The organism is Rhodovastum atsumiense, assembly GCF_937425535.1.
Lineage (GTDB): Bacteria > Pseudomonadota > Alphaproteobacteria > Acetobacterales > Acetobacteraceae > Rhodovastum > Rhodovastum atsumiense.
The window spans coordinates 3,423,625-3,446,117 of the sequence record NZ_OW485601.1; the positions used below are offsets into that span (position 1 = coordinate 3,423,625).

Here is a 22,493-nt window from a genome sequence, read left to right on the forward strand (position 1 = left end):
AAATCTTTGCAATAAACTTACCAACGACAACAAAAATGTATCTATGGCGCCACGGATCTGTTCCGTTTCTGGGGTGGTCATAAAGAATTGGTGTTGCGGTCGACCATGCTTGCCCATGGTTGGGTTAACCGATTACGCTAACACCTGAAATGTGAGGCTAAGCCATGAGACCTTCCATTGCTGGTGGCGAGCCCGGAGCCGAACGGAACGATCCATTTTCTCTGCGTATTCTGCTCGTGGAGGACGATCTGCTGGTATCGACCACCGAAGAAGAACTTCTGGGCGAAATGGGGCATCAGGTTATCGCCCGCGCCACCAATGCGCGGGAAGCGTTGGAGGCGGCGGCCCGGGACTGCCCGGATGTCGCCCTGGTCGATATCCGCCTCGCCGACGGCGACAGCGGCCTTGATGTCGCCCGGGCCCTGCTCAGCCGGTTCCAGGTGCGGTCGATCTTTGTCAGCGGCAGCCTGCTTGCCGGGGACGGGGGTGGCTCCTTCCAGGGAACGTTCCCGATCGCGCTGGTCTACAAGCCGTTCACCATGTCGAGCCTGCGGACGGCACTGGTCCTGGCCGGCGACGTGCTGCGCAATGCCGGCGCCCCTCTGGCCCATCAGCCCCGCGCGCTGGCCGGTAACCAGGCGGCGGCACGCTGTATCGGCTGAGACGCCGGCCGGCGCGCCGGTTCAGGGTGCGGCACTGCGGGCGAGGCGGAAGCCGAAGTAATCCAACCGCAGATCGGCGGCCACGCCGGCGCGATAGCCGGCGCGCAGCCACCAGGGGTAATGGATCCACGATCCGCCCCGCAACACCCGTGACGTGCAGGCGCCCGACTGGTCCGCCGTGCCGTCCGCCGGCGCCTGTTCGTAGCTGGTGTGCCAGCAATCCTGCACCCACTGGGTGGCGTTGCCGAGCATGTCGTGCAGCCCGAAGGCGTTCGGCCGGAACCGGCCCACCGGCGCGGTGAATTCGTACCCGTCCTCGCAGGATGGCGTGCCGGCCCGGCTCACCCCGGATTGCGCCGACTGGTCCCAGCCATTGGCGAACAGGCATTGGCCTTCCGGGCTGTCGCCCCAGTAGCGTGCGGTGACGGTACCCGCGCGGGCGGCATATTCCCATTCCGCCTCGCTCGGCAGCCGGTAGGCCCGGCCGGTCCGCTGGCTCAGCCAGGCGGCGTAGGCGACCGCGTCCGCCCAGGCGATGTTGACCGCGGGATGGTCATCGGCCTGGGGGAAGACGGGCGGCTTCACCGGGCGCCCGGTGGCGTGCGCGAAGGCGGCGTACTGCCCGCGCGTGACGTGATATTTGCCGAGATAGAACGCCTGGGTGATCCGCACCGGATGCACCGGGCGCGCATCGGCGTCGCGGGTGCCTTCGCGCCGGTCTTCGTCCCGGGGCACGCCCATCTCGAAACTGCCCGCTTGGATCAACACCATGTCCGGGCAGTCGGCGCAGTCGCGGATCACCTCCAGGGGCGCGGCGACCGGGGCGGGGGCTGGCCGGGGCCGGTCGGCCTGACCCAGGCCCGGCAACCATCCCCGCAAGGTCTCGCGCCAGTCCGCCCGGGCCGGCGCCGTCGCCGCCAGCAGCAGGGCCAGTCCGAGCCCCATCCGGCCCGGAATCATCCTGGTTGCCCAGGGACAGAAGGGGAGTCGGGTGCTGGCATTATAACCATTGATGACCGTACAATTTCATTGACTCCGATACAATGCCGTATAATCCTTTCCCGAGCCGCCGAACAAGTCCGTGCTCCGCGGCTCACCACATTCCATTCACCGAGACGAACGAGAGCGGCATCATGACGTCGTATCCGCATCAGATCGGCAGCCTGCCCCGCGTCGGTTCGGCCGGTGGGCATGGGACGGTCCGGCGCCGCGGCCTGCTGCGCCTGGGCATGGTGGCCGCCGTGACGGCGCCGTTCGGGCTGCGCCCGTCGCCGGCCAGCGCCGCCGCGGAGCTGGGGGCCCCGGCAATCCTGCAGGGGCGCAACAAGCTGACCATCATCTGGACCCCCTCTTCGCTGTGCAACGTGGTCATCGGCTTGGCGCAGCGGCAGGGCATCTACGAAAAGCATGGGCTGGACGTCACCACGCTCAATGTCGGGTCGGACACCTCGGCCATCCTGGAGGCTCTGGCCCTGGGCAAGGCCGATGCCACCTCGAATTTCCTGTTGCGTTTCCTCAAGCCGCTGGAAGCTGGGTTCGACGTGAAGCTGACCGCCGGCGTGCATGGTGGCTGCTCGATCCTGATCGGCTCGCGCGATGCCGGGATCGAGAAGCTGCAGGACCTGGCCGGCAAGCGCATCGGCATGAGCGACCTCAGCAGCCCGATGAAGCTGCTGTACGAAATCCACCTGAGGAAGAACGGGGTGCCGCCGGATTCGATCACCTGGCGGCAGTTTCCCGCCGACGTCTTCCCCCTTGCCGTGCAGAAGAAGGAGATCGAAGCCTTCGCCGACGGCCATCCCACGGCCTATTACGCGATCAAGCGCAGCAATGGCCGGCTGTTCGAGCTTGCCTCGAACGGCACCGGCGAGCTTGGCCAGTACACCTGCTGCGTGCTGGCGGTCAGCGGCAAGCTGCTGCGCGAGAACCGCCCGGCCGCCGTCGCGCTGACGCGCGCCATGGTCGAAGCTTCAAAAATGGTCGACCGCAACAACAGCCTTGCCGTCGACGCGGCGCAGCACTACTCCCCGCGCCAGGTCAAGCCGGAGGAGATCGGCGAGATGATCGCGAGCTACCCATACGACGAGGTGCGCGGTTGCCCGACCGGCGAGGCCTTCCGCAAGCACGTGCTCTATTTCGCGCAAGGGCTGAAGGAGACCGGCATTCTCAAGCCCAGCACCGACGTGGTGAAATTCACCAACCGCATCACCCTCGACATCCTGTCGACGAGCTGACGCCGGGCGCCCGGCTGCGACCTGGGGGGGCGGATGCGCATCTTCTACGTGACCCTCAACACGGCGGAGGAAGCGGGCCGCATCGCCCGTCTCCTGCTCGAACGCAAGGTTGCTGTCTGCTGCAACTGGTTTCCCATCACCTGCGCCTATCGCTGGGAAGGTCGCATCGTCGAGGAAGCGGAGACGGTGCTGCTGGTCAAGACACAGCCCGGCCGGCGCGCGGCGATCGAACAGGCCGTCGCCGAAGTCGTCAGCTTCACCAATTGCATCGCCGAACTCGCCCCGGAATCGGTCAATGCGCCGTTCCGGGCCTGGCTCGACGCCGAGGTCCCGGTCACGCCGGAGAGTGACCTGCCCCGATCCTGACGGTCACGCGGGCACGGCGCGGCGGGAGCGGGCCCGCTCGGCCGGGGGCCGGTGCGGCGCCCTCGTCCTGGCCGGAAGGCCGAGATCGAGGCGCAGCAGCGGGCGGTCAACGGCGCCCCAGGCATATTTGTAGGGCTCCGGGCCGCGCAGGAAGTCGAATTCGCGGGCGCCTTCCGCATGTGCGGCCTCGATGGCGGCGCCGATCAGCACCGTGCCCAGGGAAAGCCGTGCATAATCCGGATCGGTGCCGCTGAGATAGGCATAGGTGCGGCCCCTCACATGGAAGCCGTAGAGCATGGCAATGGTGCGGTCGTGATGGCGGATCCGGTGCAGGCGCAGCGCGCCCGCCCGCTCCAGTTCCCGCGCGGCCTCGATGTGGAAATTCTGCAGGTTGCGTGCGGCAAGAACGCCCTCCTCGCCGCGCGCGTGCCATTGCAGCCCGTGCAGGATGAACAGGCTCTCCATGGCCTCGCTGCCGGGGCGGTCGAGCACCAGGTCCGCCATCGCGGCGATGCCCTGCGCGCGGCGCAGCCGCCGCTGCGGGCCGGCGCGGGCCGAAAGCGAGGCGAATCGTGGAACGTCCAGCACCGGCGCCGTACTCTGCACCGTGGTGCGACGGGCGAGCGAGCAAAGCGCGCTGCTCGCCGGCACTTCGTGGAACTCGCAGCGGTAGCAGCGGAATCCCGCGAGCGCAGCGGCCAGTGCCGTCACCGCCTCTTCCGTGCGGCCGGGGGCGACCAGCAGGTCGAACATGTCGGAGACGCTGATGCCCAGCGGCAGCAGCCGCGCGCCCTCCGGTCCCTCGTGGCCGAACATGGGCAGCACCGCGATCAGCCTGCTGCGGTCGCGCACCGTCAGCACGCAGAGCGGGCCGCCACCGAGATGGCGCCACCACGCCACCAGCCATCCGGGCGAGGTGAAGGGCAACGGATTTTCCGCGATGTGCCAGAGTCCCCACCAGTCTGGCACCAGGTCCGGCAACTGGGTCGGATCCGTCAGTGCGGTGACGGCCAAAGGCGGATCGGCCGGCGAGCCTGCGCTCGCTGCGATCCGGCGCGTCATGTCGGCCACCATCCCCGGCCGCCTCGATCCTGGTGGATCCGGCGCGAGAGGTTTCCCATCATGGTGCAGGGCCGGAATGCCGTGCCGGTCTCCATCGTTCCGATCTCCGCCGGGCATGGCCCGGGCTTGCTGGGCGGCAAGGGTACCGAATACCGAACGGGTCTGTGACGCGTTGGCCAGGCATGCATGGCGGAACACGTCCGTTGGATCCGGAGGAGCAGTATAATGTACGATTCAATTTCATACAATACATGTAAACACCATTTGTTGTCGTGTTTTCCAATTGCGCGCCCGGCGTCGCCGACGTTAATGTTTCAGGGTGCCTGTGTCCGCATGGCCGGACGAGGCTGTGGCGCATCCCGTCGGATCACGCGGATGCGCCGGAAACACAGGGGGAGATCCGATCGTGCCTGCCGGCCGCCGGCTGCATCTGGGGGCGTTCATGCGCCCTGTCGGCATCCATACCGGATGGTGGCGCTATCCGGGCGCCTATGCCGATGCGAACTTCAACTTCGCGCATCTGCGACGTTTCGCGCAGACCCTCGAACGCGGCTGCTTCGACGCGTTCTTCATGGCGGATCATCTCGCCGTGCTGAACATGCCGGTGGCGGCGCTGCGCCGCAGCGCGACGGTGACGTCCTTCGAGCCGCTGACGCTGCTGGCCGCCCTTTCGGCGGTCACCGAGCGGATTGGGCTGGTCGCCACCGCCTCGACCACCTTCGAGGCGCCCTACCACATCGCCCGCCGTTTCGCCTCCCTCGATCACCTCAGCCGCGGGCGGGCCGGCTGGAACGTGGTCACCACCGCCAATCCCGACGCGGCGCTGAATTTCGGTCTGGAGGAGCATGTCGAGCACGGTGCGCGCTATCGCCGCGCGCGCGAGTTCCTCGACGTGGTCACCGGGCTGTGGGACAGTTGGGCCGACGATGCCTTCCTGCGTGATGCTGAAAGCGGCCTCTTTTTCGATCCGGCGCGGCTGCACGTGCTCGACCACAAGGGGCCGCATTTCTCGGTGCGCGGCCCGCTGAACATCGCCCGGCCGGTGCAGGGCTGGCCGGTCATCGTGCAGGCCGGGGCGTCGGAGGCCGGGCGGCAACTGGCGGCGGAGACCGCGGAGGTCGTGTTCGCCGCCGGCGGCCGCATCGAGGATGCCCGCGCCTTCTACGCCGATGTCAAAGCCCGGCTCGACCGTCTCGGCCGCCCCCGCGATGAGCTGAAGATCCTGCCCGGCGCGCTGGTGGTGGTGGGCGGGACGGACGCCGAGGCGCGCGAGAAGAAGGCGCTGCTCGACAGCCTGGTGCATCCCGACAGCGGCCTTGCCTCGCTTTCGATCGCGCTCGGCCACGATGCCTCTGGCTTCGATCTCGACGCGCCGCTACCCGATATTCCCGAGACCAACGCGAGCAAGAGCAGCCGCGACCGCGTGCTGGCCCTGGCACGGCGCGAGAACCTCACGGTGCGGCAACTCGCCGAACGCGCCGGCAGTTATGGCGGCCTCGCCTTCGTCGGCACGCCGCGCCGCATCGCCGACGAGATGGAGGCCTGGCTCGCCGCCGAGGCCTGCGACGGCTTCAACATCATGTTCCACACCGTACCGGAGGGCCTCGACGCCTTCGTCGACACGGTGGTGCCTGAACTGCAGCGCCGGGGCCTGTTCCGCACGGCCTACGAGGGGAAGACGCTGCGCGACCACCTGGGACTTCGCCGCCCCGGCAACCGCTTCTTTCCACGGCCGCGCGCGGCGACCTAGGCCGCCCTTGGCGGGCTGCGCAACAAGGAAGGGATGTTGATGACCATAGCGACTGCTGCCGTCATTTCGCCGGCCGCGCCGGCGCCGCTCGATCCGGACAGCGCGGGCTTCCAGGCGCTGCTGGACGGCATCGCCCTCGGTGCCGTCGAACGCGAGCGCGAGCGGATCCATCCCTTCGAACCGCTCGCGCAGATCCGCGCCGCCCGCCTCGGCGCGCTGCGGCTGCCGCGCGCGGATGGTGGCCTGGGGGCAAGCAACCGCCAGCTCTATGATGTGATCATCCGGCTGGCCGACGCCGATGCCAATGTCGCGCATTCCCTGCGCAGCCACTTTATCTTCGTCGAACGCTACCTGCTCGGCCCGCGCCTCGGCCCGGTGCAGGAAACGTGGCGGCAGGCGGTGGCCGAGGGCGCGATCTTCGGCATCGCCTCCGGCGAGACGCAGACCAAAACCGTCGGCAACGCCGTCGAGAACACGCTGCTCACGCCGGATGGCGACGGGTTCCGCCTCAACGGCACCAAGTTCTACAGCACCGGCACGCTGTATGCGGATTACGTGCAGGTGCGCGCCCGGCTGCCGGACGGCGCACTGGCCTCGGCGATCCTGCCGATCAGCCGTCCCGGTGTGGAGGCGGTGGACGATTGGGACGGGTTCGGGCAGCGCGTCACCGGCTCCGGCACCACGCTGTTCCAGGACGTGCGGGTGGAGCCGCACGAGGTGATCCCGGACGAGGCGGACGGCTTCGCCCGCGCGCCCTATTCCAACACCGCCGCGCAACTCTTCCTGACCGCGGTCAACGCCGGCATCCTCCGCGCCACCCTGCGCGACGCCGCGGCGCTGGTGCGGCGGCGCGACCGCAATTTCTACTACGCCCCGAGCGAGCGCCCGGCGGACGACCCGGTGCTGCAGCAGACGGTCGGCGTGATCGCCAGCAACGCCTTCGTCGCCGGCGCGGCCGTGCTGGCGGCGGCCGACGCCCTGGACCGGCTGGATGCCCGGCGGCATGGCCCGGACGCGGCGGCGGCGGCCCACGAGGCGGCTTTGCTGGCGGCCCAGGCCAAGATCGTGGTCGACGACCTCGCCATCCGCTCCGGCTCGCTGCTGTTCGACGTGGGCGGGGCTTCGGCGACCCGGCGCGGCCCGGATCTCGACCGCCACTGGCGCAACGCCCGCACCATCTCCTCGCATAACCCGGCGACCTACAAGGCGGTATGGGTCGGCAACCACGTCATCAACGGCACGCCCTTGCCGGCGAACAGTTTTTTCTGAAAGAAGGAAGGCCAGGGCTCTGCCCTGGACCCGGCAGGGGGCAGGGGACCCCTGCACCCCAATTCGCGCTGCGCGGCAAAGAATGGGATCCAAGGGCCCTCGGCCCTTGGTGGGAGTCCAGAGGGCAAAGCCCTCTGGTGGGGTTTGGGGCAACGCCCCAACGCTGAAGACCCTGGATTTCCTATAGAAAATAAACCAAATAGACTACGATAGCCCGCGCGCTCTGCCGCGGGCCGGGGTCGTTGCGGCGGGGATGCGCGGGCATGCTGACGAACAAGGCCAAGTATGGCGTGAAGGCGGTGGTGTATCTTGCCGGCCTGCCGCCGGGCGAGACGGCGCTGATCGCCGACATTGCCGCGCGCAACAACATCCCCAAGAAGTTCCTCGACGCCATCCTGCTGGAGTTGCGCAATGCCGGTCTGGTGCGGTCGCGCAAGGGGCCGGGTGGCGGCTATGCGCTGGCGCGCAGTGCGCGGGAGATCAAGGTCGGCGAGGTGATCCGGGCGCTCGACGGCCCGTTGGTGCCGCTGGCCTGTGCCAATGCCGAGACCGCCGTTTCCTGCGAGGACTGTGCGACCATGGCGGTCTGTCCGGTGCGGATGGTGATGTCGGAGGTCAATGACGCGGTGTCCGCCATCCTCGACCGCACCAGCCTCTCCGCCCTGGTGGCGCAGACCCCGGTGCCGCGGCGCCGCGACGCCTGGGCCTACGAGATCTGATCAGGACGCGGCGAGGCGCGGGTTGAGCGCCTCGTTCAGCCCATCGCCGATCAGGTTCAGCGCCAGCACCGTGACCACGATGGCGAGGCCCGGGACGGCGCTGAGGTACCACGCGCTGCGCAGCAGCTCGCGGCCGGCGCCGATCATCGAGCCCCAGCTGATCACGTTGGGATCGCCCAGCCCCATGAAGGACAGCGCGCTTTCCATCAGGATCGCGGTGGCGACGCCGACCGAGGCCATGACGATCACCGGTGGCAGGGCGTTGGGCAGGATCTCGCGCAGGATGATGTGGGCATGGCCGAAGCCCAGGGCGCGTGCCGCCAGCACGAACTCGGCCTCGCGCAGGCTGCGGAACTCGCCGCGCACCAGCCGCGCGATCGCCGGCCAGGCGACCAGGCCGATGGCGCCGGTGATCGCCGGCACCGAGGGCCCGGCGATGGCGACGACCACGATCAGCAGGATGAAGCCGGGCACGGTCTGGAAGATCTCGACCAGCCGCACCAGCACGTCGTCGGTGCGCCCGCCGAAATAGCCGGCGAGCGCGCCGACCGTGGTGCCCAGCAGCAGGCTGACCAGCGTCGCCGCGGCCCCTACCAGCAGGCTGACCCGCGCGCCGTGCACCAGCCCGGCCAGCACGTCGCGGCCGAGCGCGTCCGTCCCCAGCGGGAAGCGCGCATCCTGCCCCGGCCACAGCAGCGGCCGTGCCACCATGTCGAGCGGGTCGCCGGGAAAGGTCAGGGGGGCCGTCAGTGCCGCCAGCGTCACCAGCAGCAGGATCAGCAGCCCGGTCAGGGCGGCCGGGTTGGCGGCGGTGCGCCGCAGGGCGCGGCCACGGTCGCCGCGCGGGGGATGCCGTACGGCGATCGTGGCCGGGGCGGGCAGGTCCAGCTCGATCCCGCTCATCAGCGCAGTTCCAGGCGCGGATCAAGCCAGGCCTGCACCACGTCGCTCAGGGCGTTGACCGCCACCACCAGCAGCGAGGACAGCAGCAGGATGCCCAGCAGCAGGGTGAAGTCGCGTCCCATCACCGCCTCGAAGGCGAGCCGTCCCAGCCCCGGCCAGCTATAGACCGTCTCCACCACCACCGCCCCGCCCATCAGCCCGCCGAGATGGATCCCCGCCATGGTGGCCACCGGCAGCAGCGCGTTGGGCAAGGCGTGGCGGAAGGTGACGGCCAGCCGCGACAGCCCCTTGGCGCGGGCGGTGCGCACGAAATCCTGTGACTGCACCTCCAGCATCACCCCGCGGGTCAGGCGCGCGTAGATGGCGACGTAGAACAGCGCGAGCGAAAGCGCCGGCAGCACCATGTGGCGGGCGCGGTCGAGCAGGGCGGCGAGGCCACCGAGCCCGGCGCCGATCGTCTCCGCCCCGCCGCTTGGCAGCCAGCCGAGGTGGACCGAGAACAGCACGATCAGCATCAGTCCGATCCAGAACCCCGGCGTGGAGTAGAACAGCAACGCGCCGACCGAGAGCACGCGGTCGATCCAGCCCCCGGCGAAGCGCGCCATCAGCGCCCCCACGGCGACGCCCAGCACCAGGGCGAGCGCCAGGGCGACCCCCATCAGCAGCAGTGTGTTGGGCATGCGCTGCCCGATCAGCGCCGCCACCGGCATGTTGTAGCGCGGTGACTGGCCGAGGCTGAAATGCGCGAGGGCATCGAGGTAGTTCAGGAACTGCCCGAGCGCCGGCAGGTCGAGGCCGAACCGGGCCCGCAGCGCCGTCATCGTCTCCGCCGTCGCCGCGCCGGCCTCGCCGGCCAGCACGTCGGCGACGTCGCCCGGCGCCAGCCGCAGCAGGAAGAAATCCAGCAGGACGATGCCCGCCACGGTCGGGATCGCCTGCCACGCGGTGCGGCACAACGCCTTCAGCACGCGCGGGGAACCGGTCATGCCCTGCCTTTCCGCTGTCCGGGGGATCATCGCCGCGAAGGTTGACAAACTCTATAAAATTAGTCAACTAAAGCCCTTCCCGGCAAACAGGGCGGCGTCCATGGCAGGCTGGCTTTCCCGATCCAGGCGTCACGACAGGATGGTCACGCGAGGCCGGGCGGCGTGAGCGACACGGCGCTGGAAACGGCGCAGCAGTTGTCGCGCCGTTTCGCGACGACGGCGGCGGAACTCGACGCCTCCGGGGCCTTCCCACGCGACAACGTCGCCGCGCTGCATGCCGCCGGGCTGACCAATCTGGTGGTTGCGGCGGAACACGGCGGCGGTGGGGCCGGGCTGGTCACGGCGCGCCGCGTCGTTTCCGAAATCGCGCGGGGCGAACCGTCCACGGCGCTGATCCTGGCGATGCACCTGGCGCAGCACGCCACCATCCGCGCCGGGCGGCGCTGGCCCGCCCATCTGGCCGACCGTCTGGTCACGGAGAGCCTGCGCGGCCCGGCGCTGGTGAATGCGCTGCAGGTGGAGCCGGAGGCCGGCTCGCCCTCCTACGGCACGCTGCCGCACACCACGGCGCGGCGGGATGGGGAGGGGTGGCGCGTCAGCGGCCGCAAGCGCTTCGCCACCGGCTGCGAGGGGTTGCACTGGTTCATCGTCTCGGCGGTGACCGACGAGCCGGTGCCGCGCCATGGCTCCTTCGCGATCCCGCATCGCGCCCCCGGCATCCGCATCCTGCGGACCTGGGACAGCGCGGGCATGCGCGCCACCGGCAGCCACGACGTCGTGTTCGAGGATGTGCCGGTGCCGTACGAGGACACGCTCGATCTTGCCCCGGCTTCGCTCGGGCCACGGCGGGACGAGGCGCAGATGGTCTGGTTCATGGCGCTGATCGGCGCGGTCTATCACGGCGTGGCGCGGGCGCTGCGCGACGACATCCTTGCCTTTGCCGCGCGCCAGTCCCCCGGTGGGCTTGGTGCATCCCTGGCCACGCTGCCGCGCATCCAGGACGAGCTCGGCGCCATCGAGGTGCTGGTGGAAAGCAGCGAGCGCCTGCTCGATTCCCTCGCCGCCGAGGCCGATGCCGGCGGCACCCCAGGGGCGGTGGCGGCGATGCTGCGGCTGGTCGTGCTGGAGAACGCCCTGCGCGCCGCCGAACGGGCGCTGGTGATCGCCGGCAATGCCGGGGTATCCCGGCAATTCCCCTTCGAGCGGCATCACCGCAACCTGCTGTGCGGGCGCACCCACGCGCCCAATCCCGTGCTGGTGCGCGCCAACGCGGCGAAGACGGCGCTGGCCCGGCTGGACACCTGAAAGCGGATCAGGACTCCAGCCAGAGATCGGCGAAATTGCCGTTCATGCCGGTGACGCCGGTGGTCTGGTCGTGGACCCGCCGGTTGAACACGGTGATGTCGTCCGGCGCGATCAGGTGGATGGCGGCGACATCCTCGTGGATCCGCCGCTGGAATTCGAACCAGATCGCCCGCCGCCGCAGCGGGTCGGGCTCCACCGCCGCCGCTTCCAGCAGCCGGTCGATTTCCGGGTTGTCGTAGTGCGAGACATTGGAAAACGGCAGGCCGATGCGGAAGTTCTTCGACCAGAACACGCGCTGGATGCCCGGCGTCGGGTCGAAGGTGTTGGACAGCGATTCCAGCGTCAGATCGAAGGCGCGGCCGGTATAGGCCTTCTGGATGTAGGTGGGGAAATCGAAGAACTGGAAATCGACGGCGATACCGATGCGTTGCAGCGCCTGCTTGACGAAATCGCCGCTCGCCTGGCCGTTGAACGGATTGGCATAGAGCCGCAGCGTGAGCCTGCTGCCGCCGCCCCGGCGCGGGAAGCCGGCTTCGTCGAGCAGCCGTCCGGCGCGGCCCGGGTCGAAGGTGTGCGGCCGGATCGACGGATCGACGAAATTCACCAGCCGGGGACTGACCGCCGAGGGCGCGACTTCGCCATAGCCGAAGAACACCACCTCCAGCAGCCGGCTGGTGTCGATCGCATGCGCGATCGCCTCGCGCACGCGCCGGTCCCGTAGCACCGGGGTTTCGTAGTTGAAGTAAAGCTGGGTCATGCCGCCGTTGTATTCGCCGCCGCGCCGCTCCGAGCCGATCTGCGGCAAGGCCAGCAGCCGCGCGAGATCCGATCGCGGCACCGGCGGGCCGCCGCCCAGATCCAGTTCGCCGGTCTCGAACGCCGCCGAGCGCGCCGCCTGGTCGGCGATGAAGCGCACCACGATGCGGTCGAGATAGGGCTTCGGCGCGTCCCAGTAGCGGGGATTGCGTTCCAGGATCACGTGGCTGCCCTTGACCCATTCGCGGAACACGAAGGGCCCGGTGCCGATCGGCGCGCTGGCGTTGCGGTTGGTCAGCGGGTCGGTGTCCTCGTAGACATGCCGTGGCACGATCGGGGATTCGGAGGCGTCGAGCGCATTCAGCAAATAGGGCGCGGGCTTGGACAGGCGCAGGATCACCGTCAGCGGATCGGGCGTTTCCACCGCGGCGAGGCTGGCGAAGGTGCCGCGTCCGCGCGGGTGGTATTGCCGCAGCAGCTCGAAGGAATGCGCCACGTCGGCGGCGGTGAAATCTTCGCCGTCATGCCATTTGACGCCGCGGCGCAGCCAGAACGTGTAGCTCAGCCCGTCCGGCGTCACCGCCCATTGCGTCGCCAGCGCCGGCCGCGGCGTGAAGTTCAGGTCGTAGGTGAGCAGCCCTTCGGTGATCTTGGGCGAGATCCGCGTCGACGGCCCGGCGGTATGGGCGATGGTCACCAGCGTGGTCGGGTCCTGCTCGACCAGGAAGCGCAGCGTGCCGCCGCGCACCGGCGCCGCCCGTGCGCCCGCCACCGGCAGCAACGCGGTCCCGAGCCCCAGTGCGGCGGTGCCGAGCAGCGGGCGCCGGCGATACATCCGGTGGTGCATGCGCGCTTCCTTCCTGCTTGACAGCCCCGGCGGGGACGATACGGTATTAGTCGATTTAGTCAATAGACTATAAGGTTTGGCTCTCCTTTGTGGCGCAGCCGGACGGAGGCATCCCCCATGAGCGATCCTGATTTCCTCGCCCGCGAAACCCTGCGCCTGATCGGGCCCGATCCCGAGAACTGGGTGCCGGACCGGCCCGGCATCGACCACAACGTGGTCGTGGTCGGCGGCGGCCATGCCGGCAGCACCTTCGCCTTCGCGCTCCGCCGCGCCGGCATCGGCAAGGTGGCGGTGATCGACACGGCGGCGGACGAGGCGGAGGCGGGGATCTGGCGCAGCACCGCGCGCATGCAGCGCCTGCGCACGCCCAAGTCGCTGCCGGGGCCGGAACTCGGCCATGTCGGGCTTGGCGTGCAGGCCTGGTACGAGGCCCGCCATGGCCAGGAGGCCTGGGCGGCGATCGACCGCATCGCCCGCACCGACTGGGTGGAGTACCTGGCCTGGTACCGGCGCACGCTGGGCATCACCCTCCGCACCGCGACGCGGCTGGAACGCATCGAGCCGGCATCGGACCATTTTCGCCTGCATCTGACCGTGGCTGGCACGCCGCGCGTCGAGACCGCGCGCAAGGTGGTGCTGGCCACCGGCTTCCTCGGCGCCGGCGGCGCCTATGTCCCGTCGGAATTCGCGCAACTGCCGGCGACGCATCTCGCGCACACCTCCGGGCGCATCGATTTCGCTGCCCTGGCCGGCCGCACTGTCGCCGTGGTCGGCGCCGCCGCCTCGGCCTTCGACGCCGCGGCGGTGGCGCTGGAGGCGGGGGCGGCCTCGGTGCATTTGTTCTCGCGGCGGGCCCGGCTTGCCGCGCTGCCGGTGATCAAGCCGCGCCTCTATCCCGGCGCCTACGACCATTACCCGGCGCTGCCGGATGCCCTGCGCTGGCGCCAGGCGCGGCGCTTCCGCGAGGCGGGCAGCACGGCGCCGGCGGACGCCATCGCGCGGGTCACGCGCTTCGCCAATTTCCACCTGCATCTCGGCGCTGCCTGGGACGGTACGGCGGTGGTGGGGGAGACGGTGGAAGCCTATGTCGGTGGCACCACGCACCGCTTCGATTTCGTCATCGCCGGCACCGGCTATTTCGTCGATCCGGCGGTGCGGCCGGAGCTGCGCGATTTTGCCGGCGACATCCTGCTCTGGCGCGACCGCTACACGCCCCCGCCGGAGGAAGCCGACGCGGCGCTGGGCCGCTATCCCTATCTGGATCCGGCGCTGGCCTATCAGGAGAAGCAGCCGGGCGCGGCGCCGTTCCTGCGCGACATCCATGCCTTCAATCCTTCGGGCTTTCTCTCCCACGGCCTGCCCATCGGCGACGTGCCGAGTTTCCGCCGCGACATCCCGGCGGTGGTGGCGCGGATCGGCCGCGACCTGTTCCTTGCCGACCTCGCCCAGCATGAACGGCGCATCGAGGCCGAGGTGACGCCGGATTTCGACGAGACGCTCTATGCCGGCGCGGTCCGGACGCCGGCGCGCATCGCCGCGGAATGACGGTGGGCGCGTGACGCGAGGGGGACGGCGGGGCGCCCCACCCGCCGTCCCCGGCCGTCACAGCCGCAGCCCGGCCTCGCGCAGCAACGGCAGGGTGGTGGCGGCGAAGCGGTCGAAGTCGGGGGCGAAATCGTAGAAGTTCAACTGCACGCCATCGATTCCGGCGCGCTTCAGCGCCGCGAACTGCGCCACCACCTGTTCCGGCGTGCCGATCACCTCGATGTTGCCGCCCAGCCCGTAGCCCTGCTTGTGGCGCGGATCGTCGCGTCCCTTCCAGGCCACGGCGTCGCTGTCGTAGCCGCGATGGCCGAAGGAAGTACTGTTCGGTGGGATCTTGTGCGCGACGATGGCATCGAGATAGGCCCGCGTCTCCGCCTCGGTCTCGCGGCTGATGACGATCGGGTTGATGATGGTTTTCACCTCGCGCCCGCGCGCCCGCGCCCGGTCCTTGATGCGCGCGACATGCGCGGGCAGCGTTTCCAGCGCGCTGTCGATATGCGCCCCGCCCGGCGAGGTGATGAACACCAGGTCCGAATGCGCGGCGGCGAACTCGATGCCCGCCTCCGATCCGGTCGCCGTCACCAGGATCGGCCGCCCATACAGCGGCTTGGGCGTGATGTAGCCGTCCTTGAGCTTCCACGATGACAGCCTGGAGTCGTGGGAATAGTTCTCGGTGTCGGTCCACAGCCGCTGCAGCACCTCGAACAGCTCGGCCGCCATCTCGTAGCGCCGGTCGTGCTCGATCCGCGTCCAACCGAACATCTCGTGCTCGACAGCGCGGTGGCCGGTGACGATGTTGATGCCCCAGCGGCCCTTGGCGATGTGGTCGAAGGTGGCGCCGAGCTTGGCGATGTGCAGCGGATGCCACGGCCCGTACAGCACGTGCAGCGTCGAGATCAGCAGGATGTTGCGCGTGGCCGGCGCCATGGCGCCGAGGGCGACGAAGCTGTCGAGCGACGCCTCGCCATCATAGCCGCCCTTGGGCAGCCACTGGGTGCGGCTGAAGGCGATGTCGAAGCCCAGCGCATCGGCCTTCTGCACGATCGCCGCGTTGTAGTCATAGGTCCAGGACGAGCTGTTCGGCAGCGTCGAGACATGGATGTCCTGCAGGCTGAGGAACAGCCCGAGCATGAGCGGCTGCCGGATCGCGCGGGAGAGCGGGCTGTCGGGGAAATCGAGCGGTCCACGCTGGGACATGACGGTCTCCGGATGAGGGCGAGGGCAGCCTGCCACGTCGATTTCTAATAGTATATGGATTAAATAGATTGCTGCCGGGCTCCCATCGGGCGGGGCGACGCCGCGCCATCCGCCGTTGCATCGCGCCGCCAGGTGATCGCCCTGATGGCTTTGTTCCGCCGCATTTGCCGGGTCATGTGCTGCCGGACGGGCTCGTTGCGGCAGCCGCCGCGGGGAGTCGCGTCGTTGCGAAGACAGGAGTGATCATGCCGGCGTTACGTGTGCTGATGGTGGGTGTGGCGATTCTTGGCCTGGCGGGATGTTCGGGATTGTCCAGGACCCAGCAGCGGGCGCTGAGCGGTGGTGCCATCGGGGCCGCGGCGGGCGTGGGCATCGCCGCGGCGACCGGCGGCAGCAGCCTGTTGCTGGGCGGCCTGCTCGGCGGCGCGGGGGGCGCCGTGGTCGGCGCGGTCACGCACTGAATCGAGGCGTGCCGCCATCGCCATGCAGGCGGAATGATCCGTTTCGGATGGTGTTCGCAGCCGTGGATCAACCGAAAGGTTTCACTGCCGGCGGCTTCAAGGAGTTCTTACCCGTTTTCGTTCCGGTATCGGTGCGGAACCGCAACCGGACGGGCTAGAAGGAGGGCCGGCAACACCCCGAGAGGAGAATGGCCCGGATGAGCCAGGACGAGCTGGCGGCACGCCCCTGCTCCGGATCCGCTGCGGCGCAGGACGGCATCCTGGCGCGCATCGCCCTGCGCTTCACCCGCTGGGCCGAGACCTGGTTCCCGGATGCCTATGTGTTCGCCGCCGTGGCGCTGGTCGTCGTCGCCGCGGCCGCGCTGCTGAACGGCGCCAGTCCCGCCACAGTCAGCCGGACCTTCGGCGACGGGTTCTGGAGCCTGATCCCCTTCACCATGCAGATGGTCTTTGTCGCCGTCACCGGCTACGTGGTGGCGACCTCGCCGCCGGCGGCGCGGCTGATCGACCGGCTCGCCGCCTGGCCGCGCAACGGACGCGGCGCCGTGGCCTTCGTCGCCGCCGTCAGCATGCTGTCCTCGTTGCTGAACTGGGGGCTGAGCCTGATCTTCAGCGGCCTGCTGGTGCGCGCGCTGGCGCGGCGGGCCGACCTGCCGATGGATTACCGTGCCGCCGGGGCGGCTGCCTATCTCGGCCTCGGCGCGACCTGGGCGCTCGGCCTCAGTTCCTCGGCGGCGCAGTTGCAGGCCAATCCCGCCAGCCTGCCGAAGCCGCTGCTGGCGATCACCGGCGTGCTGCCCTTCACCGAGACGATCTTCCTGTGGCAGTCGCTGGTGATGGCGGCGGTGCTGCTGGTGGTCTCGATCGCGGTCGCCTGGGCGTCCGCCCCGGCCCCCGCCCATGCCATGACCGCGCGTGACCTGGGGATCGAGGTCGCGGCGGCGGAGACGGCCCTGCCGCCGCGCCGCCGCCCCGGGGAATGGCTCGAATACAGCCCGCTGCTGACACTGCTGATCGTGGCGCTGGCCGTGGGCTGGATGGTGCAGGAATTCACCAGCAAGAATCCGCTGGTCGCGATTTCCGGGCTGAACAGCTACAACCTGATCTTCCTGATGCTGGGGCTGCTGCTGCACTGGCGGCCGCGGCGCTTCCTGGATGCGGTGGCGCGGGCGGTGCCGGCGACCACCGGCGTGCTGATCCAGTTCCCGCTCTACGGCGCGATCGCGGTGATCATGACCACGGCCAAAGGCGCCGGCGGCCTCAGCGTCGCCGACCGCATCTCCGGCCTGTTCGTCAGCCTCGCCAGCGTGGACAGCTACCCGGTGCTGATGGGACTCTATTCGGCCGTGCTCGGTTTTTTCATTCCTTCCGGCGGCGGCAAGTGGCTGATCGAGGCGCCCTACGTGATGCAGGCGGCGGCCGAGCTGAAGGTGCATCTCGGCTGGGCGGTGCAGGTCTACAACGCGGCCGAGGCACTGCCGAACCTGATCAACCCGTTCTGGATGCTGCCGCTGCTCGGCGTGCTGGCGCTGCAGGCGCGCGACATCGTCGGCTTCACCTTCCTGCAGCTTCTGGTGCACGCGCCACTGGTGCTGTTCATGCTGTGGTATTTCGCCGGCACGCTGGCCTATGTGCCGCCGCTGATGCCCTGATCCTGGTCAGTGCAGGGCCCGGCTCCAGGCCGGGGAGGTGCTGGCCTCGCATGGCGTGGGCATGTCGTCGGGCATCCGCCGCCGGCGGAAGCCCAGGCCGGCATCGCTGAACAGCTCCGCGAGCTCGGCCAGCACGCCCAGCGCGAATGTGGCGGCCGCCGCGGGCAGCAGGTCGATGCGCAGCAGGCGCCCCGCCAGTCCGCCATCGCCCGCCTGCACCAGGCTTGCCGCGTGCAGCAGCAGCTTTTCGTCATGGGTCAGGTGCCGACACTGCGGGCACTGGATTCCCACCGGCGCGCGGGCGGTGTGGGCAATCAGCGTCATCAACTGGTCCACGCAGATCGCCGCGTCACGGGGGCCGGCGCAGTGCATCACCTCGCGCAGGCGGGGCATCGGATCCACGCGGTGACGATAATCCGCGACCCACCAGCGGAGCGCGAGCAGGAAGGCGCTCTCGGCCGCATTGAGCCCATCCGTGGTGGCGGGATAGGCGGGGGCGGGAAGGGGGATGACCATGCTCATGGCGGGCTCCAGCGATCCGCGACATGCTGGCGCAATTGAGAATGAGTCGCAATAGCGTTTTTGACGCGTTTTCCCTTCACCGGTCCTTTGCGCGCCGATGGTCGGCAACGGGGGATGCGAACGTCCCGAAGGATCAGATGGGACGGTGCGGGCGGGCCGGATGGCGGTTCCGCCTGTGGGGAAGCGGATGGTTTTGAAACGGCGAACCTCCGGGGCGCCCGTTCAGGCGGAGCCTGGTTCTCCCGCCGTGGCCTGGCGCTCGGCGCCGTGTCGTTGCGGGGGCATCAGCGCGGACCGGCTCATCGCACCCGGCCGGCCGTGACGATCCGGTTGCTCCAGCGCCATCGCTTCGTATTCGATGGCGAGTTCCTGAAGGTTGGCGCGGATCCAGGGATCCCCGGCGCCGGCGGCGAGGTCGCGCAAACGATCTGCCTCGGCAAGACAGCATTCCGGGTCGCGTCGGCAATGAATGACACATTTCATACTGTGCGGGTGTGTCCGGGAATGCTGAAATTTCCACTTAAATTCTCGTCGCGCCGAAGTTGGCGCGCACACATCGCGGAGAGCATGGGGCCATCCGCCGCGGCGGCGGGGTGAGGCTGTCTGCGTGGCGGTTGAGCCCGTGCCGCCCGGGGCACCGGATGATGTGTGATCACCGGCAAAACTTGCCCCTTTTCAAGGAAAGCCCGGCGAGAGGACCTGCCCTGGGGGACGGGTCTCCGGGGCATGTCAAGAATCCGTGATTATCCGCCGTCATCGCCGGCATGCGGATGAACTGGCCGTCGGGCGTGAATGATCACGTCCTTCCGCTGTCGCTGGTCCTGGTGGGGGGGGCTGTTTGGCGCGCGGGGCCGGTCTGCCGGTCGCCATCGCCCGGTTCAGGGCGGAGGCTGGCGACCGGCAGGAAGGCGGCTGTGGGGGACGCAGCGGCGACGCAAATGGCCGGCGCGGTAGGGAGATGCAGAAGGGGCCCGCGCCGGCCGGCCCGATCCATGAGCGGTTCCGTGACGAGGATCGGGATGGCGGTATTCCAGCCCGATCCGGCGCCCGTGTCTGCCCAAGAATTATCATGAATTCTCAGTCGGACTTCGATCATCTTTGGAAAAATTCCGCCACCGCGCGGGGCGTGCGGCGGCAACATGATTTCAGTGTGTCACATTATTATTTCAGATTATTTTGAATATATACCGCGTCTGTGTGTTTTGATTGAATTTATCGCCACAAATATGCTACCTGCGCGTGCAAATCGCCATGCACCCGGGAAGCACTTCCATGTTCCTGCATCGTCTCCGACTGCCTGCGAAGCTGGCTTTGTTGCTGGGGCTTTCGGCCATGGCGATGGTCGCCATGATGGCGATGAGCGCGTCGACCCTGCACCAGCGCATGATGGATGGCCGCGTCGGCAAGCTGCGGGCCGTGGTGGAGGGGACGATCAGCATCGCCCGCTCGCTCGAAGCCCGCGTGGTGGCAGGGGAACTCACCCGCGAACAGGCGAAGGCGCAGTTGCGCCAGGTGGTGCACGGGCTGCGCTATGACGGCGGCGAGGGCTATATCTCCGTCACCGACGCCGACAGTGGCATGGTCCTGATGCATGGCGCCGATCCCGGGCGGGAAGGCAAGCCTGCCACGATCCTGCCCGGACTGGGCCGCACCACCCAGGATCTGCTGCGCGAGGGATTGCGCGGCTCCGACCAGGCGCTGATCCATTACGCCTTCCCCAAGCCCGGCCAGACGCAGCCGTCCGACAAGATCGCGCTGGGTGTGCGCTTCGCGCCCTGGAACCTGCTCCTGCTCGCCGGCGACTACACCGATGACCTGGATGCCGCCTTCCGCGCCGCGCTCTGGCAGCTCGGGCAGGTCGCCGTCCTGATCCTGCTGGTCACCGGCGTGATCGCCTGGTTCGTCAACCGCGACATCTCGGGCTCGCTCGGCGGCATCAAGGCCGCGATGGGGCGGCTCGCGGACGGGGATCTGCGGGTCGTCGTCCCGGGGGAAGGGCGCCGCGACGAAGTGGGCGAGATGGCCGCCGCCGTGCTGGTGTTCCAGCGGCAGATGCAGCGTGCCGAGCAGCTCTCGGCCGAGGCCGAGGAGGAACGCCGCCGCGCCGCCGCCGAGAAGATGGCCGCGCTGACCGGCATGGCCGACGCGATCGAGACCGAGACTGCCAACGCCCTCGCCCAGATCGGCGAGCGGGTCGCGGCGATGACCGACACGGCCGGCAAGATGCACGACTCCGCGACCCGCACCGGCGCCTCGGCCGAAGGCGCCGCGGCCTCCGCGGGCGAGACGCTCGCGGTCACCCAGACCGTTGCCGCCGCCGCCGAGGAACTGTCCGCCTCGATCCAGGAGATCAGCAAGCAGGTGTCCCAGTCCACCCTCGTGGTCCGGCGCGCCGTGCAGGCCGGCGAGGAGACCCGCGGCGCGATGGACGTGCTGAACGAGAAGGTGGAGCGCATCGGCGCGGTCGCCGGCCTGATCACCGACATCGCCGCCAAGACCAACCTGCTGGCGCTGAACGCCACCATCGAGGCCGCGCGTGCCGGGGAAGCCGGCAAGGGCTTCGCCGTGGTGGCCAGCGAGGTCAAGCAACTGGCGCTGCAGACCGCGCGGTCCACCAGCGAGATCACCCATTCGCTCGGCGAGATCCGCACCGCCACCGGCGCCTCGGTCGCCGCGGTGCAGAGCATCGAGCAGACCATCCGCGAGGTCGAGGGCATCGCCGGATCGATCGCGGCGGCGGTGGAGGAACAGGGGGCGGCGACGGCGGAGATCGCCCGCAATGTCAGCAACGCCGCCGACGCCGCGCGCGCCATGTCGGGCCGGGCGGCGGAGGTGTCGGCCGAGGCCGAACGCACCGACCAGAACGCCGGCAGCGTGCAGCAGGGCGCGGCGGGGCTGTCGGTGGCCATGGCCGAGCTGCGCCGGACGGTCGTGCGGGTGGTGCGCACCTCGACCTCGGAAGTCGACCGCCGCCAGGACCTGCGTCATTCGGTCAACCTGCCCGGCCAGGTGACGGTGGCGGGGGGCGGTGCCCGGCCGGTGCGGGTCGCCGATATCTCCCATGGGGGCGCGCGTATCGTCAGCGACGTCCCCCTGGCCAAAGGCAGCCGCGGCAGCCTGTCCTTCGGCATGGTCGCCCAGCCTTTGCCGTTCATGGTGCTCTCCTGCGACGACGGCGCGGTCCATCTGGGCTTCGAGCACACCGAAGCCAGCTCGGCGGCGCTGCGTCAGGCCATCGGCGCCGTGGGAGGGGCGCGGGCGGCGTGAGGCCGGCCCGGTCCGGGCGGGCGCGTCTGCCGCCGGCGCAAACCACGCCGGCGTGATCAGGCCGCCTGGGCCTCGCCTTCAGGTGGTAAGGCCCGGGGACAAATTGTCTTCCATGGAGAGTCGACCATGCGCCAATCCGCCCTTCTGCCGGCCATCCCGCTGGCTGTCTCGCTTGCCCTGGGGCTGGCCGCCTGCGGCAGCACCGATACCGCCTCCGGCCCGGCCATGACGGAAAGGCCGGTGCTGAAGGCCACCTGCACCCTGCAACCCGGCGAGGGAAACCGGGCCTACGATTCGGGCTATGGCGTCGTTTCGATTTCGGATCAGCAGAAGATCGAGGTCACCGGATCCAACCAGGAAGAGATCCGGGCGCGGCTGACCCGGCTCGGCGTTGCCACCAAGGAGCGTCCCTGCCTCACCCTGACGGTCGACCGCCTCGACCAGGGGCGCTGACGCCCCGGGGCACGCCGCAAGGCCAGGGCCCATGGCGGGGGGCACGGTGCCTTTCGGTACCATGCCCCCGCCACGGGGTCTGGAGCGGCATATGCCTCATGGTACCGAGGGGGGATGTAACATAATGTATCATAGACCAACATTATGATTCATGGTTTGGTATTTACGTGGAGTGCAAAAGAACAAACGAACGCACTTCAGAATCGGATGGCAGATCTCTGTAGGATTCTGTAGTCCAGCGAAAATAATTATCAAGAGAAAATGGGAAAACAATCATGCAGAAGCATGAAAAAATCGATGAATTATCGAGGGTGGATCGGCCGGTTGAGCTCAGCGACGTCGAAGTGGACATGATTTCGGGTGGCCACGACGGCGGGGCGAACTGGCATCCGTTCCCGCCGCCTCACCACCACCACCACCACCATCATCACCACCATTTCCCCGTCCCTCGGGTCTATCCTGGCCACCATCACTGATTTTCGGCTCGGAGAAAGCCGGGAACGGTTTCGCCCAGGGCTCCGCAAGGGTCTGGTGCTG

21 protein-coding genes are annotated in these 22,493 nt (G+C 69.0%); 13 read left to right on the plus strand and 8 right to left on the minus strand.

Going from position 1 to position 22,493, the window contains the following annotated elements; all coding sequences use genetic code 11:
• Window positions 1-164 precede the first annotated feature (164 nt).
• Window positions 165-662 (plus strand): response regulator, encoded by a 498-nt coding sequence (locus NBY65_RS15625; protein WP_150039210.1) that lies wholly within the window; start codon window positions 165-167, stop codon window positions 660-662.
• 21 nt (window positions 663-683) lie between these two features.
• On the opposite strand, the gene NBY65_RS15630 is transcribed toward NBY65_RS15625, so the two are convergent.
• Complete coding sequence (locus NBY65_RS15630; protein WP_162530395.1) at window positions 684-1,607, minus strand: formylglycine-generating enzyme family protein; 924 nt, start codon at window positions 1,605-1,607, stop codon at window positions 684-686.
• 188 nt (window positions 1,608-1,795) lie between these two features.
• Here NBY65_RS15630 and NBY65_RS15635 point away from each other — a divergent pair, with 188 nt between their 5' ends.
• Together NBY65_RS15635 and cutA are read left to right on the plus strand one after the other, a co-directional pair.
• Window positions 1,796-2,896, plus strand: coding sequence for an ABC transporter substrate-binding protein (locus tag NBY65_RS15635; RefSeq protein ID WP_162530396.1), 1,101 nt, complete (start codon window positions 1,796-1,798; stop codon window positions 2,894-2,896).
• A gap of 33 nt (window positions 2,897-2,929) precedes the next feature.
• Complete coding sequence (gene cutA / locus NBY65_RS15640; RefSeq protein ID WP_150039213.1) at window positions 2,930-3,262, plus strand: divalent-cation tolerance protein CutA; 333 nt, start codon at window positions 2,930-2,932, stop codon at window positions 3,260-3,262.
• 3 nt (window positions 3,263-3,265) lie between these two features.
• Here cutA and NBY65_RS15645 read toward each other — a convergent pair whose 3' ends face one another.
• Complete coding sequence (locus NBY65_RS15645) at window positions 3,266-4,324, minus strand: GNAT family N-acetyltransferase (protein WP_162530397.1); 1,059 nt, start codon at window positions 4,322-4,324, stop codon at window positions 3,266-3,268.
• 406 nt (window positions 4,325-4,730) lie between these two features.
• Between NBY65_RS15645 and NBY65_RS15650 the strand changes: the two genes are divergently transcribed.
• From NBY65_RS15650 to NBY65_RS15660, 3 genes are all read left to right on the plus strand, one after another.
• Entirely contained in the window at window positions 4,731-6,074 is a 1,344-nt protein-coding gene (locus NBY65_RS15650; RefSeq protein WP_162530398.1) for an LLM class flavin-dependent oxidoreductase, read from the plus strand.
• A 39-nt stretch (window positions 6,075-6,113) separates the two neighbouring features.
• Window positions 6,114-7,343 (plus strand): acyl-CoA dehydrogenase family protein, encoded by a 1,230-nt coding sequence (locus NBY65_RS15655; RefSeq protein ID WP_150039215.1) that lies wholly within the window; start codon window positions 6,114-6,116, stop codon window positions 7,341-7,343.
• Between the two features lie 263 nt (window positions 7,344-7,606).
• Window positions 7,607-8,062: an RrF2 family transcriptional regulator gene (locus NBY65_RS15660; protein ID WP_150039216.1), complete on the plus strand. Its 456-nt coding sequence runs from the start codon at window positions 7,607-7,609 to the stop codon at window positions 8,060-8,062.
• On the opposite strand, the gene NBY65_RS15665 is transcribed toward NBY65_RS15660, so the two are convergent.
• Together NBY65_RS15665 and NBY65_RS15670 are read right to left on the minus strand one after the other, a co-directional pair.
• Entirely contained in the window at window positions 8,063-8,965 is a 903-nt protein-coding gene (locus NBY65_RS15665; protein WP_150039217.1) for an ABC transporter permease, read from the minus strand.
• Entirely contained in the window at window positions 8,965-9,951 is a 987-nt protein-coding gene (locus NBY65_RS15670; RefSeq protein WP_150039218.1) for an ABC transporter permease, read from the minus strand. Before NBY65_RS15670 ends, NBY65_RS15665 begins: the two co-directional genes overlap by 1 nt.
• Before the next feature lie 162 nt (window positions 9,952-10,113).
• Here NBY65_RS15670 and NBY65_RS15675 point away from each other — a divergent pair, with 162 nt between their 5' ends.
• Window positions 10,114-11,256 carry an acyl-CoA dehydrogenase family protein gene (locus tag NBY65_RS15675; RefSeq protein ID WP_150039219.1) on the plus strand — a complete coding sequence of 381 codons (1,143 nt, stop codon included), beginning with the start codon at window positions 10,114-10,116 and terminating at the stop codon, window positions 11,254-11,256.
• 7 nt (window positions 11,257-11,263) lie between these two features.
• Here the strand turns inward: NBY65_RS15675 and NBY65_RS15680 are convergent, their stop codons facing one another.
• Window positions 11,264-12,859: an ABC transporter substrate-binding protein gene (locus tag NBY65_RS15680; RefSeq protein WP_203330375.1), complete on the minus strand. Its 1,596-nt coding sequence runs from the start codon at window positions 12,857-12,859 to the stop codon at window positions 11,264-11,266.
• A 117-nt stretch (window positions 12,860-12,976) separates the two neighbouring features.
• On the opposite strand from NBY65_RS15680, the gene NBY65_RS15685 reads away from it, so the two are divergent.
• Window positions 12,977-14,404, plus strand: coding sequence for an NAD(P)-binding domain-containing protein (locus NBY65_RS15685; protein WP_150039220.1), 1,428 nt, complete (start codon window positions 12,977-12,979; stop codon window positions 14,402-14,404).
• Between the two features lie 57 nt (window positions 14,405-14,461).
• On the opposite strand, the gene NBY65_RS15690 is transcribed toward NBY65_RS15685, so the two are convergent.
• On the minus strand, window positions 14,462-15,601 hold the full coding sequence (locus NBY65_RS15690) for an LLM class flavin-dependent oxidoreductase (protein ID WP_150039221.1): 1,140 nt from the start codon (window positions 15,599-15,601) through the stop codon (window positions 14,462-14,464).
• A 245-nt stretch (window positions 15,602-15,846) separates the two neighbouring features.
• Here NBY65_RS15690 and NBY65_RS15695 point away from each other — a divergent pair, with 245 nt between their 5' ends.
• Complete coding sequence (locus NBY65_RS15695; protein WP_150039222.1) at window positions 15,847-16,062, plus strand: hypothetical protein; 216 nt, start codon at window positions 15,847-15,849, stop codon at window positions 16,060-16,062.
• A 197-nt stretch (window positions 16,063-16,259) separates the two neighbouring features.
• On the plus strand, window positions 16,260-17,714 hold the full coding sequence (locus tag NBY65_RS15700; RefSeq protein ID WP_150039223.1) for a short-chain fatty acid transporter: 1,455 nt from the start codon (window positions 16,260-16,262) through the stop codon (window positions 17,712-17,714).
• 6 nt (window positions 17,715-17,720) lie between these two features.
• Here NBY65_RS15700 and NBY65_RS15705 read toward each other — a convergent pair whose 3' ends face one another.
• Together NBY65_RS15705 and NBY65_RS15710 are read right to left on the minus strand one after the other, a co-directional pair.
• Complete coding sequence (locus tag NBY65_RS15705) at window positions 17,721-18,236, minus strand: hypothetical protein (RefSeq protein WP_150039224.1); 516 nt, start codon at window positions 18,234-18,236, stop codon at window positions 17,721-17,723.
• A gap of 222 nt (window positions 18,237-18,458) precedes the next feature.
• Complete coding sequence (locus NBY65_RS15710; RefSeq protein ID WP_150039225.1) at window positions 18,459-18,659, minus strand: hypothetical protein; 201 nt, start codon at window positions 18,657-18,659, stop codon at window positions 18,459-18,461.
• 849 nt (window positions 18,660-19,508) lie between these two features.
• On the opposite strand from NBY65_RS15710, the gene NBY65_RS15715 reads away from it, so the two are divergent.
• The 3 genes from NBY65_RS15715 (at window position 19,509) to NBY65_RS15725 (ending at window position 22,432) form a co-directional block, all read left to right on the plus strand.
• Entirely contained in the window at window positions 19,509-21,503 is a 1,995-nt protein-coding gene (locus tag NBY65_RS15715; protein ID WP_162530400.1) for a methyl-accepting chemotaxis protein, read from the plus strand.
• Window positions 21,504-21,629: 126 nt separating this feature from the next.
• A complete protein-coding gene (locus NBY65_RS15720; RefSeq protein WP_150039227.1) occupies window positions 21,630-21,956 on the plus strand; it encodes a hypothetical protein in 327 nt (108 codons plus the stop codon).
• Between the two features lie 275 nt (window positions 21,957-22,231).
• A complete protein-coding gene (locus tag NBY65_RS15725; protein ID WP_150039228.1) occupies window positions 22,232-22,432 on the plus strand; it encodes a hypothetical protein in 201 nt (66 codons plus the stop codon).
• The last annotated feature ends 61 nt before the right edge of the window (window positions 22,433-22,493 follow it).

Bases quoted from the DNA above. Each gene is read 5' to 3' on its own strand.
- NBY65_RS15660 (WP_150039216.1), top strand. From the start codon at position 7,607: ATGCTGACGAACAAGGCCAAGTATGGCGTGAAGGCGGTGGTGTATCTT.
- NBY65_RS15725 (WP_150039228.1), top strand. From the start codon at position 22,232: ATGCAGAAGCATGAAAAAATCGATGAATTATCGAGGGTGGATCGGCCG.
- NBY65_RS15625 (WP_150039210.1), top strand. From the start codon at position 165: ATGAGACCTTCCATTGCTGGTGGCGAGCCCGGAGCCGAACGGAACGAT.
- NBY65_RS15690 (WP_150039221.1), bottom strand. From the start codon at position 15,601: ATGTCCCAGCGTGGACCGCTCGATTTCCCCGACAGCCCGCTCTCCCGC.
- NBY65_RS15670 (WP_150039218.1), bottom strand. From the start codon at position 9,951: ATGACCGGTTCCCCGCGCGTGCTGAAGGCGTTGTGCCGCACCGCGTGG.
- NBY65_RS15700 (WP_150039223.1), top strand. From the start codon at position 16,260: ATGAGCCAGGACGAGCTGGCGGCACGCCCCTGCTCCGGATCCGCTGCG.
- NBY65_RS15665 (WP_150039217.1), bottom strand. From the start codon at position 8,965: ATGAGCGGGATCGAGCTGGACCTGCCCGCCCCGGCCACGATCGCCGTA.
- cutA (WP_150039213.1), top strand. From the start codon at position 2,930: ATGCGCATCTTCTACGTGACCCTCAACACGGCGGAGGAAGCGGGCCGC.
- NBY65_RS15685 (WP_150039220.1), top strand. From the start codon at position 12,977: ATGAGCGATCCTGATTTCCTCGCCCGCGAAACCCTGCGCCTGATCGGG.
- NBY65_RS15715 (WP_162530400.1), top strand. From the start codon at position 19,509: ATGTTCCTGCATCGTCTCCGACTGCCTGCGAAGCTGGCTTTGTTGCTG.
- NBY65_RS15635 (WP_162530396.1), top strand. From the start codon at position 1,796: ATGACGTCGTATCCGCATCAGATCGGCAGCCTGCCCCGCGTCGGTTCG.
- NBY65_RS15705 (WP_150039224.1), bottom strand. From the start codon at position 18,236: ATGAGCATGGTCATCCCCCTTCCCGCCCCCGCCTATCCCGCCACCACG.
- NBY65_RS15680 (WP_203330375.1), bottom strand. From the start codon at position 12,859: ATGCACCACCGGATGTATCGCCGGCGCCCGCTGCTCGGCACCGCCGCA.
- NBY65_RS15695 (WP_150039222.1), top strand. From the start codon at position 15,847: ATGCCGGCGTTACGTGTGCTGATGGTGGGTGTGGCGATTCTTGGCCTG.
- NBY65_RS15655 (WP_150039215.1), top strand. From the start codon at position 6,114: ATGACCATAGCGACTGCTGCCGTCATTTCGCCGGCCGCGCCGGCGCCG.
- NBY65_RS15645 (WP_162530397.1), bottom strand. From the start codon at position 4,324: ATGACGCGCCGGATCGCAGCGAGCGCAGGCTCGCCGGCCGATCCGCCT.
- NBY65_RS15630 (WP_162530395.1), bottom strand. From the start codon at position 1,607: ATGGGGCTCGGACTGGCCCTGCTGCTGGCGGCGACGGCGCCGGCCCGG.
- NBY65_RS15720 (WP_150039227.1), top strand. From the start codon at position 21,630: ATGCGCCAATCCGCCCTTCTGCCGGCCATCCCGCTGGCTGTCTCGCTT.